The following is a 14,543-nucleotide window of genomic DNA, read 5'->3' on the forward strand; positions in this document are numbered from 1 at the left end:
TGTAAGGAATCTGTTGAATGGCACAAACAATTATCGTCGCTGATGATCACCCGCTGTTTCGCGCAGCATTGAAGCAGGCGGTCAGTCAGGCGGTGCCCGATGCCGAGACGGTGGAAGTCGACAGCATCAAGGCACTGCAGGCGGCGGTAGATTCGCACCCGGATGCGGATCTGGTTCTGCTGGATCTCAATATGCCGGGTGCCCACGGCTTCTCGGGGCTCGTCTTCATGCGAGGCCAGTACCCGGGGCTGCCGGTGGTGGTTGTGTCAGGATCCGAGGAATTGCAGGTAATGCGTCGCTCGATTGACTACGGTGCTTCCGGTTTCATACCGAAGTCGGCGCCGCTGCCAACCATTACCGAGGCGATTCAGGCGGTTCTGGAAGGCGACGTCTGGTTGCCGCAGGGAGTGGCCGACAAGATCGAGCGAATGCATTCAGATGCCACCGACTTTTCCGAGAAGCTGGCATCGCTGACGCCTCAACAGTTCCGGGTGCTGGGTATGTTGGCCGAGGGACTTCTGAACAAACAGATCGCCTATGATCTGGATGTTTCCGAAGCGACCATCAAGGCTCATATCACTGCGGTGTTCCGGAAGCTTGGGGTTCGGAACCGGACCCAGGCGGTGATTGCGATTCAGCAGATGGAGATCGATCCTTCGGATCAGTCGTTGTCCGGGAACTGAGGTATCCAGCCAGAAAAAAAGGGGTCAGAACCCAGGTTCTGACCCCTTTTTCATTGAGGGACACAGATCTCTTTGATTGCAGAGCCATGACCCTTGAGAGTAGGTTGGCTGGGAACTATATTGGCGCTCTGTCCACAAGGAAAACTGGAGATGTTCACCCCTCACCAAAGCACCTATTTTGCCCACTGGCTAACCCAATCCGGCAAAATCGAAAACCAGGTCTCCCGGGCCATGGCCTCCGCCCGTGTGGATATGAACCCGCACCAGATTGACGCTGCCTGCTTTGCACTTAAATCGCCATTGGAGCAAGGGGTGCTGCTGGCTGACGAAGTAGGTCTGGGTAAGACCATAGAGGCCAGCCTGGTGATGGCGCAGAAATGGGCTGAGAACAAGCGAAACATCCTATTGATTGTGCCCGCGTCATTGCGGAAGCAGTGGAGCCAGGAGCTCGGCGACAAGTTTGAGCTGCCATCCGTGATCATTGATGGCAAAGTTGCTGCAAACCTCAAAAAAGCGGGAAAGATCAATCCGTTCGATCAGAATGAGCGGATAGTTATCTGCTCGTATGAATACGCGGCTCGACAGCGTGATTATGTGCGATTGGTTAGCTGGAACCTTGTTGTCTTCGATGAAGCCCACAAACTACGGAACCTCTATCAGACCAATGGCAGCAAGAGGGCAAAAGCGCTGGTGGAGGCCACCGAATTCGCAGAAAGCCGGGTCCTGCTATCGGCGACACCGATCCAGAATAACCTCCTGGAACTCTATGGCCTGAGCCAGGTCATCGACCCTCATTTTTTTGGTGATGAAAAGTCGTTTCGGGCGCTCTACGTAAACCGGCAGCGCGATGAGAAGGCTCTGGAAGATCTTAAACGTCGCATTCGCCCGTTATGCCACCGAACGCTCCGGCGCCAGGTTCAGGAAGAGGGCGGTATCAACTTCACCAACCGCTATTCCATCACTCAAGACTTCACACCATTGCCGGAAGAATGGGCGTTGTATCAAAAACTGTCCCAGTATTTGCAGCGACCCGATAACGAGGCGATTAACCCCCGTGCTCGCCATTTGGTGAGTATGGGTTTACGCAAGATACTGGCTTCGTCTTCCTTTGCCGTAGCCGACACCCTCAAGGGCATGATTGACCGCCTCGAACAGCAGCAGCGGCTTGACGAGGAAGCGCTTTCTGATATCGAAGAAATCGACGATTGGGCAGAGTCTGAAGACCAAGAGGGCGATGGGAGCAGTGAGGGGGCCAATAACGACGGGTCAGCCAGGTCTTCAAGCAAGCTGAACCAGGAAATCGCCCAGCTTAGTGAGTTTCGCGACCTCGCCAAGAGCATTACCAGCAACGCCAAGGGGCAGGCGCTGCTCGCGGTGCTGGAAAAAGCCCTTGCCATGACAGAACGCCTTGGCGGTCAACGCAAGGCGGTGGTGTTCACCGAGTCTTGCAGAACTCAGCAATACCTTCAGGAGCTTCTCGAAGCCAGCGGCTACGCTGGCAGGACGGTATTGCTGAATGGCTCCAATAACGACCCTCGCTCCAGGGATATCTATCAGGAGTGGCTGGAAGAACATAAAGGGTCAGCTCGTATCAGTGGCTCGAAAGCCGCCGATATGAAAGCTGCGCTGGTGGATCAGTTTCGCAGCAACAACGCAGACATTCTTGTTTCCACCGAAGCCGGTGGTGAAGGTATCAACCTTCAGTTCTGTTCCGTACTGATCAATTATGATCTCCCATGGAATCCTCAGAAGGTAGAGCAGCGTATTGGACGCGTGCACCGATACGGCCAGAAGAACGATGTGGTGGTGGTTAACTTCGTAAACCGCAAAAACCCGGCCGATCGTCGCGTTTTCCAGCTTCTTGATCAAAAACTCAAGTTGTTTGAGGGTGTATTTGGTGCTTCCGATGAAGTACTCGGAGCGATTGAAGGTAGTATTGATATTGAGCGCCGTATTTTTGAGATCTATCAGAAATGCCGTACCGATCAGGAAATTGAGTACCAGTTCGATCAGCTGCAACAGTCTCTGGAGGAGACGCTGGCCGCGAGAGAGACGGCTGCCCGTGAGGCCCTGCTGAACAACTTTGATCGTGATGTGGTGTCAGCCCTGAAAACCCGCCGCGACCAAAGCAAGGATTTCTTGCAGGAATACGAGCAGGTGCTTATGGATCTGGCTCGAGCTGAGTTGCCGGAGGCCAGATTTTATGCCAACCACTTCTATCTCAATGAACAGCGCTATGATTTGAGCTGGCCATTAGCTGAGCAGAACGACTCCGAGTTTTTCCGTTTGCAGGCTACCGAGCACTATCTGGCCTGGGACCTGGTGCGCAGGGCCAAGGCCCATAAACTGGCGCCAGCGCATCTGGTGTTTCATTATGATCAGCTTCATGGACAGTATGCGGCGCTTAAAGACTATATTGGCCAATCGGGTACGCTCACCGCTTTTGAAGTAAGGTTCACCTACAACAAGGGGCGAACTCAGAACACTCGCCTGGTGGTACTTGCGCAAACGAACGACGGCCGCAGACTGACCCTTGAGAATGCCGACCATTTGATGTCGGTGCCGGCCCGTGAAGAGCCTCTCACTGATGCCATTCCGGAACGGCTCTTCGCCGAGTGGCAGACGCAGGTGATGGAAGAAACTGAAGCCGAAACAGAAGCGGAGTTGGATCAGTATCTGGAGCAGGAATCCGAGAAGCTTGAACGCTGGGCGCAGGATCGCCGGAAAGCGCTCATGGCCACCGTGGATGAGCTTGACGAGCAAATACGAACCTATAAAAAAGAGGCGAGACAACTGGCCTCGACAGCGGAAAAAATCCAGGCCAAGAAAGAACTTCGTAAACTGGAGCGCAAGCGCGACGATGCTCTGGCAGAATACCACCAATCCAAAAAAGCCATTGAGCAAGAGGAAGATCGCCTGTTGGACGAGGTAAGCGAAAAGCTGGAGCTAACGCGCGAGATCAAAACGCTGTTTACCGCCCGCTGGACACTCACCCACTGAAGCAGGCCAGAAATCATCATGGACAGAGAAAAGCTGGTTAAAGACTTGCTGTACCAGATTCGCCTTGGGGAAGACTCCGGCTATGAGTTCAAGCGTGTTGAAATCCGGGGCAATAAAATCAAAGGCCCGGACCAGAAAGACCTGGCCGATGAAATGGCCGCCTTCGCGAACCAGAAAGGTGGCTACCTGGTTCTGGGCGTGGATGACAGAACCCGGCAAATCATCGGCATTCCTGCCGACATGCTCGAAGCGGTGCAGAAACGTGTGAAAGATGCTGCCACCGACAACGTTGAGCCGCCACTGCCCATTGCCACCCGCTTGCTGGAGCTGCCCGACGAACACGGCGATATGAAGAACGTGCTGCATGTGGACATTGAGAAGAGCTTGTTCGTGCACAGCAGCAATGGCCGTTATTTCCATCGTGTGGCCGAATCAAAACAGCCCATGAAGCAGGATTATCTGGCCCGGCTCATGATGCAGCGCAGCCAGTCCCGGTTGATCTGGCTGGACGAACGCCCGGTGCCCGGCTCCCGTTATGAAGATCTGGACCCGAGCCTGTACCGCAAGTTCCTGCGTGAGGAAGGCCAGCCTGAACGCACCCAGCTCCGCAAACTTCGCATGTTGGTGGACGACGATGAAGGCAATGAAAAGCTGAGCGTTTCCGGTGTCTTGCTCGGTACCCCGAGCCCGGTCAACTGGCTGCCAAACGCCTACATCCAGGCCGTCTGTTACGGGGGCAACAACCGCGATGCAGACCAGCAAACGGATGCTATGGATTTCACCGGCCCCCTGGATCAGCAAATCAGCGGCGCCCTCTCGTTCGTTGAGAAAAATCAGCGTGTGGCCGCCCGTAAACTGCTGGGCCGGGAAGACATTCCACAGTACAGCCTCACCGCCATCTTCGAAGCGTTGGTCAACGCTGTGGCTCACCGGGATTACGACATTTATGGCGCGCATATACGCTTGCACATGTTTGCGGACCGGCTGGTGCTTTGCTCACCGGGCGCTCTGGTCAACACCATGGAAGTGGACGAGCTCATGGCCCGACAGGCCTCCCGCAACCAGCTGGTCACCAGCTTGTTGGCCCGCTGCCCCTATGAACACCCCACCATCAACCGCTCCCGGATGATGGATAAGCGGGGTGAGGGTGTGCCGGTGATCCTCAATGAGTCCGAAAAGCTCTCTGGCAAACGGCCGGACTACAAAATGGTGGGGGAAGAACTTCAGCTAACGGTTTATGCGGCGAAGAAGGAGCCCTACCGCCCATGACGCTGGAAAACCGTGCCGCCAGACTGACAAAGCCAGACCTGATTCGCTTGCTCCGTGCGGTCTACGGACGGGAATCTCAGGTTGATGACGTTATCGACCGTTACCTGGCCGCCGGCTGCGGGCCCAGTAACGAGGCGTTCGCGTTGATAGAAACCCTCACCGCCCAGTTGCAGCAGATTGCTGAAGAAGATGAATTCTATGGCTACCGTGGCAGCTACGGTTTCAGCGAGCGCTTGTCGTCTTTATTATCTGCCATCGACAATCTGCTGCGCCCGCAAGATGCCCACGCTGCCTTGAGACTGACCGAGGCTTTTATTGCGCTGGCGGATGAAGCGTTTCAGCGAGTAGACGATTCCGACGGCTACGTGGGCGGCGTTTTCAGGGACGCCACCCGTCAGTGGCTGGCTATCGCTGTTGACGTGCGCCAGCAAAAGCCGGATGCCGAAAACTGGCTGCAAAAAGTACGGTCGTTTTTTGACAACAACGAGTACGGCGTTTTAGACGACATCATCGCCAACGGCGCTCCGTTATTGTCTGAATCAGAGCTTCGCTTGTTGGCGGCTGATTTTGAGGCGGATGCCAAGGCCGCATTGGCAACACCAAGAGAACCGGGCCGCTATAATGTTGAAGCTGCGCATGCCTGCATCGGCATCAGCTCCGTGGCTGAAGCCCTGCAAGACATGGCTCTGTACGAACAGGCTACCCTGCTGACCAGCCCGGAACCCAACAGCTTGCAACTGGCCCGCCTGGTTGAATTTGCCTTGACCCTGGGCGATTTGGACCGGGCAGCCCACTGGCTGGAACAGCTCCAATGGCAAGGCGACCAGAACCGTTATCGCTCTTTGCGGCACCGATGGTTAAAACGCAACGGCGATACCGACCAGTTGAAAGCGGAACTCCAACAAGATTTTACCGAAAAGCCCCACAGCTACACCTTGGAGCCGCTGTGGCGAATGGCCAGTGATCAAGAGCAGCCTCAGTTGCGACGTCAGGTTGAAAACCTGTCAACTGACATAGTTGCACCCGACGAGTGGGTTGCCATGTTGCTGCTGGCAGGAAGCCCCGAGCGGGCTGAAACGGTATTATTGGCCGACCCCGACCGATTCACGTCGGTGCATTACGGTACCCTGCTGAAATGGGCAAAAAGGTTTGCTGACGAAGACCGGCCTCTGGCGCAGGTGGTGTGCTACCGTGCGCTGCTCACCGACCTGCTGGAGCGCGGCTATACCCGTGCCTATCGCCATGGGGCGGACTACTTTCACAAATTATTGGCGCTGGATAAGGTTCTCGACGATTACCGGGAGTTAGAAGACGCGCAGGCTTTTATCCACGGCCTGCAAACCCGGCACGGGCGAAAACGCTCCTTCTGGGAACTGACGGATTACCCCAACAAACCGCCGAAAGACTGACGCCCGCAAAGCCTCCCCAAGAGCTCAATTTTTAGCTTGACCAAGGACACAGCAGTAACATGACCAACCCAGACACTTCCTCCACAGACACCCAGATGAACGGCCAGTCCCTGGACATTGCCGAGCAGCGCCGCAAGGAACTCGCACACCTGTTCCCGGGCATCTTCACAGAAACCCTCGATGACCAGGGCGAGCTGAAGATAACCATTGATCTGGAGCGCCTGAAAGCGGAACTGGGTGAATTCACCGACATTTTCGACAACCGCCGCGAACGCTACGGCATGGACTGGCCTGGAAAGCGGGACTGCCTGCGGCTGATTCAGCAGCCCTCTACAGCCACTCTCAAGCCCTGCCGGGAGGAATCGGTGGATTTTTACACCACCGAGAACCTGTTCATCGAGGGCGATAACCTGGAAGTGCTCAAGCTGTTGCAGAAGAGCTACTACGGCAAGGTCAAGATGATTTACATCGACCCGCCCTACAACACCGGCAAGGAATTCATTTACCCGGACAACTTCAGCGAAAGTCTGGACACCTACCTGCAATACGCCGGCCTGAAAGACAGCGAAGGCCGCACCTTCTCCACCAACACCGCCAACGAGGGCCGTTTCCACACCAAGTGGCTGAACATGATGTACCCCCGCCTGTACCTCGCCCGCAATCTGCTGCGTGAGGACGGGGTGATCTTTATCTCTATTGATGACAACGAGGTGGAAAACCTGCGGCGGATGTGCGATGAGATTTTTGGGGAGGAGAATTTTATTGCATCGATGATCTGGCAGAAGGTTTTCAGTCCCAAAAATTCAGCGAAATATATGTCTGAAGATCACGATTATGTCATTGTTTATTGCCGAAACGCTGAAATTTGGCGACCAACTCTGCTTCCAAGAGGCGAGGAGGCCGGCAACAGATACATTAACCCTGACAATGACCCAAGGGGCCCGTGGGCATCATCCGACCTATGCGCCAGAAATTATTACGGGGAAGGCGTTTACAGTGTGAGTTGTCCATCGGGTAGAGAAATATCTGGCCCTCCACATGGCACCTATTGGCGCGTTTCGAAGAAAAAATTTGAGGAAATGGACCGGGACAATCGCATTTGGTGGGGAGAAGACGGAAATAACATGCCGCGTCAGAAAAGATTTCTGTCCGAAGTGAAAGATGGCGTAATTCCACAAACTCTGCTCCCGTTCAAGGTCGTTGGCCACACCCAAGAGGCAAAAAAGGAACTGCTGGAATTTGTAGAATTCGAAAATAGCGACAATGTTCTGAACTCCGTAAAGCCGACTCGCCTCCTTCGCCATCTGCTGAAAATAGGTACTAAACCTCTTGAAAACGATGTGGTAATGGATTTCTTTTCTGGAAGCGCCCCATTAGCCCATTCTGTCTTCGCGCAAAATCTTGAGGATAAAGGCAATCGAAAATTCGTGATTGTCCAACTTCCTGAGCCGCTCAAGTCGGAGGAAGAGTCTGTAAAGTTCATCTCTGATCTGGGCAAATCTCGCATCCGAAATGTTGGGAAAAAGATTCGGGAGGAGCAAGAAGGCAGGTTGGATCTTGATCATGCCAAGTCTCTGGATCTAGGCTTCAAGGTATTAAAACTCAACCAAAGCAATTTCAAACCCTGGCAAGCCCCGGCAAAGGACATCTCCGACGAGGAACTGCTCCAACAAATGGAGCTCAACGTCGACCACATAGCCCCCAACGCCAGCCAGGAAGACCTGCTCTACGAACTGCTGATCAAGGCTGGTGTGATGCCCACGGAAAAAGTGGAGCAGATTGAACTGGCGGGCCACAAACTCTTCTCCGTCGCCGAGGGCGCCCTGCTGGTGCATCTGGAAGACGACATCGACCAGGGCCTGATTGACGCCGTGTTGGCCAAAGCCCCCGGCCAGTTTATCTGCCTGGATAAAGCCTTCCATGGCAACGACCAGCTCAAGACCAACGCCGTGAAAACCTTCGAGGCCTTTAACCAGGGCAAGGAAAAAATCGATCAGATCGATTTCAAAACGGTTTGATTCGCATTACAGGACACAGGAGCGCCCATGGACATTAATGCAAGCATCATTGACCAGAGACTGGATGGCATCGTCGATGCCAACAGCGATCTGTTGCCACCGGGTAAAGACCCGCAGAAAAAAAAGTCCGCCGCCTTTGTGTTGCTTAGCGCCGCCACGGCTCTGGGGATTCCTCTGGAAGAGGCAGCGGAGTACCTCACCGAAGGTGGTGGCGATGCAGGCGTGGATGTGCTCTATGTGGGCGATGTTGAAGATGGTGAGTTTCAGGTCACCTTGTTTCAGGGCAAGTACAAACATAAAGACCTGAGTGGCGCGGCCCATTTCCCTGAAAACGGTGTGAAGGCAGCCATTCAGACGATTGGCACTCTGTTTGATCCAGCCAAGGTGCTGGATATGAACGACCGACTGAAGCCCCGGATAGAAGAAGTGCGTTCCCTGATTCGGGATGGGTATATTCCTGTGGTGAAGATGGTTCTCTGCAACAATGGAGACCGATGGAACGATAGCGCTCAGAAACTGATCGAAGCCGCAGGTTTTTCAGGCTCGCAGGTTAACTGGGTGCACCTGAATCACAACGACATCGTGAGGGTGCTGCAGAACCAGAAGTCGGTGGACGATTCCCTGCCACTGCGCGGTGAAGCCGTGATTGAAGACTTCAACTATCGTCGGGTGCTCATTGGCAAGGTGGCGATTCAGGACATTGCCGACCTGTTCAATCGCCATGGTGACCAGTTGCTGGAGCGCAACATTCGCCGCTATCTTGGCATGAACCGTAACCGGGTGAACACGGCCATTCACGATACCCTGGTGGACGATAACCGGCGCAAGAATTTCTACTTCTTCAACAACGGCATCACTATGATCTGCCGGAAGTTCCGCCACAATGCTCTGCAAGGGCGGGACTACCAGCTCAAGCTGGAAGGCATTCAGATCATCAATGGTGGGCAAACCTGCAAAACCATCCAGCAGACGCTCAACGACCCCGACCTGTTAAGGGATTTTTCGGAGACTTACGTGCTGCTGCGGCTTTACGAACTTGCGGAAGATGATAAAGAGTTTGTGCAGGATATTACCTACGCCACCAACAGCCAGAATCCGGTAGATCTCAGAGACCTGCGCGCCAACGACGAGCAACAGCGCCGGCTGGAGCTCGGTATGAAGGATCTGGGCTTCAGCTATCGCCGCAAGCGGGACGATACCTCTGTAAAAAGTGACGAGTTGACCAGCTCCGTGGTGGCTGAAGCGGTGCTGGCGGTTTGGCGCCGCAAGCCTTTTCAGGCTAAGTTCCGCCGCAAGGAGCTTTTCGGAAAGCTGTACGAGGAAGTCTTCGACAACCTCAATTCCGCACAAGCGATCCTGGCCGCACTGATTTTCCGCATGGTGGAAAACGAGCGCAAACGCCCGGAGCAGGACCAACCTCCGGTATTCCTGCCTTATGCCTCTCATTACAAGGCCATGCTGGTGGGGGACTATCTACTGGAAGCTGAAGGCGTTGCTCTGGCCGAAGTCAGCCACCAGAACTATCAGGGGTTGCTGGACCGCCTGAATCGCCAGTTTGACGAATTCCAGCATCGCGCACAGGACCAGATTGCCGAGGCGCTGACGGCTCTGTATGGCAAAAGGGAGATATCCTTGCAACAGCTTTCGGCCACATTCCGCCGCGGTGATCTGATGCAGTACCTGAACCCAGCCGAGGAAGCCGGAGCTGTCCATTGAAACTGAAGTTCAACCCCAATCTGGATTACCAGCAGGATGCTATCGAATCCACGCTGTCGGTGTTCGAAGGCCTTTCCACCGCCGGCGAACCCTACCGAAAGTTAGGTATTGCCAATACCCTCTCGTGGGATGCGGACAAGGTGCTGGGAAACCTCCACCGGGTGCAGGAACAGAATTTCATCGAGAAATCTCCACATCTGTTCGAGGCGGGGGACGACTACCCGTTCCCCAATTTCTCGGTGGAAATGGAAACCGGCACCGGCAAAACCTACGTGTACCTTCGTAGCATTTTCGAGCTGCACAAGCGCCTGGGCTTACGCAAGTTCATCATCGTGGTGCCCTCGGTGGCCATCCGTGAGGGCGTGCTGTCGTCCCTGGCCATGATGAAGGAGCATTTCCGCAGCCTTTATGACAACGCGCCTTTTGATCATTATGTCTACAGCGCCAAGGATCTGTCCAAGGTGCGCCAGTTTGCCACGGCTAACACCTTGCAGATCATGGTGATTAACATTCAGGCTTTCCAGCGGGATGCCGGGGATGTGGAGAGCTACGACAGTCTGACGCCAGAGCAGATCAAGAAGCTTTCGGTGATTCACCGGGAGCAGGACCGGATGTCTGGTGTCAAACCCATCGAGTTTATCCAGGACGTACGGCCGGTACTGCTCATCGACGAGCCGCAGTCAGTAGACAACACTGCCAAGGCCCGCCGGGCCGTGAATCACTTGAAGCCCCTGTTTGCCCTGCGTTATTCCGCCACTCACCGCAACCCTTACAACGTGGTGTATCAGCTCGGCCCGGTGAAGGCTTACGACAAGAAGCTGGTGAAGCAGATCTCGGTGGCGTCTATCCAGTCTCAGAGTAATGTGAACCAGACGTACCTGAAGCTGAGTCAGATTGGCTACAGCGGTAAAGCCAAGACACCGTCTGCCTCGGTGGTGATCTTCGAAGATACGCCCAACGGTACCAAGGAAAAGACCGTTAAACTCAAGCAGGGCACGGACTTGTCCGACCACACCAACCGCTCGGGCTATCAGGGCTATGTAGTAGATGAGATCTACGCGGAGCCGGGTGCGGAATACGTACGCTTCGCCAACAACGTGATTCTGGAGCCAGAGCAGGACAAGGGTGGAATCCACGACGATGTGTTGAAAGCTCAGATCCGCCAGACGGTGGAGGAGCACTTCAAGAAAGAGCGCAACCTTCAAAAGCAAGGCCTGGACGTGAAGGTGCTGTCGCTGTTCTTTATCGACAAGGTGGCCAATTACCGATACTACGATGAGTACGGCCATGTTCAGAAAGGCAAGCTGGCTCGCTGGTTTGAGGAAGCCTACAGCGAACTGGCAGCGAGCTCGCTGTTCAGCGACCTGCCGAAGCTGAATGTAGAGCAGGTGCACAATGGTTACTTCGCCGAAGTGAAAAAGCGCGGCAAAGTGGTGGAGCTGAAGGACACCAGTGGCACAACTGCCAGTGACGCTGAAGTCTACGAGCTGATCATGAAGGATAAGGAGCGCTTGTTGGACCAATCCGAACCGCTGCGCTTCATCTTCAGTCATTCAGCCCTTAAAGAGGGTTGGGACAACCCTAATGTGTTTCAGATTTGCACTTTGCGGGAATTCGGCAGTGAAAAGGAGCGGCGTCAGACCCTGGGCCGTGGTCTCCGTTTATCGGTGGATGCCAACGGCGACCGGGTATTTGACCCTCAGGTCAACCGCCTGACGGTGGTAGCCAGCGAGTCCTTCGAGGACTACGCCAAGAATCTGCAAACCGAAATGGAAAAAGACATCGGCGGTGGCTTCAAGTTTGGCCGCGTACCCGCCATCGCTTTCGCACCGCTGGCGTTTAACGACACCGAAACCCTGGGCCAGGAAAAGTCCCGCCATCTTTGGCAGGCGTTGAAGGCAGAGGGCTACCTCGATGCTAAAGGTGACCTCACCGCCCGTTTTCAGCCGGACGACATGTACTTCCAGCTGCAAGTGCCGCCGGAATACCAACCGCTGGAAAATGAAATCATCGACCGCTTGCGCAGCTTTATGTTCGCAGGCCGGGTGCAGGACGCCCGCAAGCGCACAGCCGTTTCCTATAACAAGCGGGTGGAACTGAACCCGGACTTCAAAGCACTTTGGGACAAGATCAGCCAGAAAACCCGGTACGCCATCCAGTTTGATACTCAGCAACTGATCGACCTGGCTAGCCACAAGCTCCAGAACATGCCCGTCGTCAAGCCGGTGACACTCACCATTGATCACACCCAGGCCAAACTGACGGAGGCCGGCTTTGGCAGTGATCGGCAGATTTCCACAACCAAAGAGCGCTACGTCAGCTCCCATGAGATCTTGCCGGACCTGATTGGTGCCTTGCAGGAGCGCACGCACCTGACGAGGGGAACCTTGCTGACGATTATCCGGAACTGCAAACGGTTGGGCGAGTTCAAGACCAACCCGCAAGGGTTTATCACCGAGGCCGCCCGGCAAGTTCAGAAGGCGCTGGATGAACTGTTGGTGGATGGCATTCGGTACGAGAAACTGGCCGGCGAACACTACAAAATGGAGTTGTTCGACGAGCCGGAGTTGGAAGCCTATCTGGACCGCTCCTATCAGGTTCAACATGGCAACCAGGGCGATCAGGTGCAAACGCCTTATGATTACATCGAGTGCGATTCCCACATCGAACGCATGACCGCACAGGCGCTGGACGGTGCCGGGAACGTCAAGTTTTTCTGCAAACTACCCCGCTGGTTTACTATTCCCACCCCGGTGGGCGACTATAATCCTGATTGGGCTGTGGTGCTGGACGAAGATCGCAAGGTGTATCTGATCCGGGAAACCAAGACGACTCACGACAGCGATAAGCGCCGGCTGAAGGAGAATCTGAAGATTCTGTGTGGCGAAGCGCATTTCGAGGCATTGGGTGGTGTGGACTACAAAGTGGCAACGTCGGTGGCTGAAGTGACTGCCGTTTAGCCGCGTTCAGTCAAAGGAAATGCGCAATGAGCTTTCAGGGGCTGCAAGCGAAATACAACCGCCTTCATGGTGAAAGCGCGGCGTGGAAACTGCTACGTGCCGACAATGCTCCGTATATTCTGGCGTTTATCGCTGACTTGTTTTCCGAAGAAAGTGAAGTGCCCTTCGGGCGTGCGCGCATCCGCCTCGACGCAGAGATTGATCGTTCGCGGGAACTCGGTATCTGGCAAACCGAGATCGCGGCAAATACTTACCTCAATCAGTGGATTGCTTCGGGCTGGTTGCGTGAGTTGGATGATCGTCTTACCAAGACAGATGCCAGCGAAACAGCACTCCGCTTTTGCCGAACCCTTGATGAACGAACTGCCGGCACGACCGCGTCCCATTTGAGAATTGTGCAGGAAGCCGTCCGGGATCTTGCCGTTGCTATCAGCCCGGATGTTGGCGAGCGCGTCACTTTGCTGGAACACAAGAAAGCGGAGCTCGAGCGGGACATTGCAGCGCTCAGGGCGGGCGTGGTGCAGGAGCTGAGCCAGCAGCAACAGCGCGAGCGTATTCGTGAGGTGTACCAGCTTGCCTCGGTACTTACGGGGGATTTTCGGCGGGTGGAAGACGAAATTCGCCAACTGGACAAGGCGCTTCGAATCCAATTGATTGAGGGCGAGTCCACTCGGGGCGAAGTACTGCAGGCGGTGATGGAAAAGGAGGCGCTGCTCTCCTCAACAGACGCAGGTAGTGCTTTTGAGGGCTTTTTCCAGCTGTTGTGTGACCAAAATCGGCAGACTGAATTGCGTGATCAGCTTCGAGGTATTCTCAACCAACCAATCTCACTGCAATTGTCTTCTTCCCAACAGCAGTTCCTGGCCCATTTGATGCGGGAGCTGGGCCGGGAGAGTGACCGTGTTTTCCAGGTTCGACGTCGTACCGAAGAAAGCCTGAGGGCCTACGTTGAGAGCGGCGCGGCCAGTGAAAATCGTGCGGTTGATCAATTGCTCGCCAAGTTGGAGAAGGTTGCCGTAAATCTGAGGGATGGAGGCGTTGATCTGCGGACCTACACAAGGTTGTCCTTGCCGGTTGGGCCGCTTGAATTATCCTCGCCGGCAACCATGCGTCTGCGTAGTCCGGATGAGAAGTTGGATACCCGAGGCGTGGAGGCCCGGGAAAATGCGCGGGAGCCCAGTGAACATATTCTTGAAAGCCTGGAAGCAGTGCGTATTCGGGAGGTTGCCGAAAAAACCTATAAGACTCTTGTAGAGAAGGGGCCAATGAGCATTGCGGGGCTTGTGGAACAGCACCCTGTTCACTCGGGGCTGGAAGAACTTGTGGCCTATGTGCGCGTAGCGAAGTCTGTTAAAGCCGCACAACTGGAAGATCTGGAGCGAGTGCTGCTTGTCGATAGGAGCGGCGCACAGTTTCAAGCCACAGTGCCCACCTTTGTATTAAGCGCCCAGCTGTTCCCTGCCGATCTGGACGAGCTGGTACTTTAGG

At 54.9% G+C, this 14,543-nt stretch carries 8 protein-coding genes; all 8 read left to right on the forward strand.

Annotated elements, in window-relative coordinates:
• The first annotated feature begins 17 nt into the window (after nucleotides 1–17).
• The 8 genes from SIC15_RS05575 to SIC15_RS05610 all read left to right on the forward strand — a co-directional run bounded on the left by SIC15_RS05575 (nucleotide 18) and on the right by SIC15_RS05610 (nucleotide 14,542).
• Nucleotides 18–683 carry a LuxR C-terminal-related transcriptional regulator gene (locus SIC15_RS05575; RefSeq protein ID WP_412537235.1) on the forward strand — a complete coding sequence of 222 codons (666 nt, stop codon included), beginning with the start codon at nucleotides 18–20 and terminating at the stop codon, nucleotides 681–683.
• Nucleotides 684–833: 150 nt separating this feature from the next.
• The gene (locus tag SIC15_RS05580; protein ID WP_412537236.1) at nucleotides 834–3,683 is read left to right on the forward strand and encodes an SNF2-related protein; all 2,850 of its coding nucleotides are present in this window, start codon (nucleotides 834–836) and stop codon (nucleotides 3,681–3,683) included.
• 18 nt (nucleotides 3,684–3,701) lie between these two features.
• The gene (locus SIC15_RS05585; RefSeq protein ID WP_412537237.1) at nucleotides 3,702–4,952 is read left to right on the forward strand and encodes an ATP-binding protein; all 1,251 of its coding nucleotides are present in this window, start codon (nucleotides 3,702–3,704) and stop codon (nucleotides 4,950–4,952) included.
• Nucleotides 4,949–6,361, forward strand: coding sequence for a DUF6880 family protein (locus SIC15_RS05590; protein ID WP_412537238.1), 1,413 nt, complete (start codon nucleotides 4,949–4,951; stop codon nucleotides 6,359–6,361). The genes SIC15_RS05585 and SIC15_RS05590 overlap by 4 nt, the downstream gene beginning before the upstream one ends.
• A 59-nt stretch (nucleotides 6,362–6,420) precedes the next feature.
• On the forward strand, nucleotides 6,421–8,379 hold the full coding sequence (locus tag SIC15_RS05595) for a site-specific DNA-methyltransferase (RefSeq protein WP_412537239.1): 1,959 nt from the start codon (nucleotides 6,421–6,423) through the stop codon (nucleotides 8,377–8,379).
• Between the two features lie 27 nt (nucleotides 8,380–8,406).
• A complete protein-coding gene (locus tag SIC15_RS05600) occupies nucleotides 8,407–10,095 on the forward strand; it encodes an AIPR family protein (RefSeq protein ID WP_412537240.1) in 1,689 nt (562 codons plus the stop codon).
• Nucleotides 10,092–13,055 carry a DEAD/DEAH box helicase family protein gene (locus SIC15_RS05605; protein WP_412537241.1) on the forward strand — a complete coding sequence of 988 codons (2,964 nt, stop codon included), beginning with the start codon at nucleotides 10,092–10,094 and terminating at the stop codon, nucleotides 13,053–13,055. The genes SIC15_RS05600 and SIC15_RS05605 overlap by 4 nt, the downstream gene beginning before the upstream one ends.
• 26 nt (nucleotides 13,056–13,081) lie before the next feature.
• Nucleotides 13,082–14,542, forward strand: coding sequence for a DUF3375 domain-containing protein (locus tag SIC15_RS05610; RefSeq protein WP_412537242.1), 1,461 nt, complete (start codon nucleotides 13,082–13,084; stop codon nucleotides 14,540–14,542).
• Nucleotide 14,543 lies beyond the last annotated feature (1 nt).

Source organism: Marinobacter sp. MIT932201 (assembly GCF_047123295.1).
Lineage (GTDB): Bacteria > Pseudomonadota > Gammaproteobacteria > Pseudomonadales > Oleiphilaceae > Marinobacter > Marinobacter salsuginis.

What these genes read in the sequence shown, in the direction of transcription:
- SIC15_RS05610 (WP_412537242.1), top strand. Translation starts at nt 13,082, where the DNA reads ATGAGCTTTCAGGGGCTGCAAGCGAAATACAACCGCCTTCATGGTGAA.
- SIC15_RS05580 (WP_412537236.1), top strand. Translation starts at nt 834, where the DNA reads ATGTTCACCCCTCACCAAAGCACCTATTTTGCCCACTGGCTAACCCAA.
- SIC15_RS05600 (WP_412537240.1), top strand. Translation starts at nt 8,407, where the DNA reads ATGGACATTAATGCAAGCATCATTGACCAGAGACTGGATGGCATCGTC.
- SIC15_RS05585 (WP_412537237.1), top strand. Translation starts at nt 3,702, where the DNA reads ATGGACAGAGAAAAGCTGGTTAAAGACTTGCTGTACCAGATTCGCCTT.
- SIC15_RS05575 (WP_412537235.1), top strand. Translation starts at nt 18, where the DNA reads ATGGCACAAACAATTATCGTCGCTGATGATCACCCGCTGTTTCGCGCA.
- SIC15_RS05590 (WP_412537238.1), top strand. Translation starts at nt 4,949, where the DNA reads ATGACGCTGGAAAACCGTGCCGCCAGACTGACAAAGCCAGACCTGATT.
- SIC15_RS05595 (WP_412537239.1), top strand. Translation starts at nt 6,421, where the DNA reads ATGACCAACCCAGACACTTCCTCCACAGACACCCAGATGAACGGCCAG.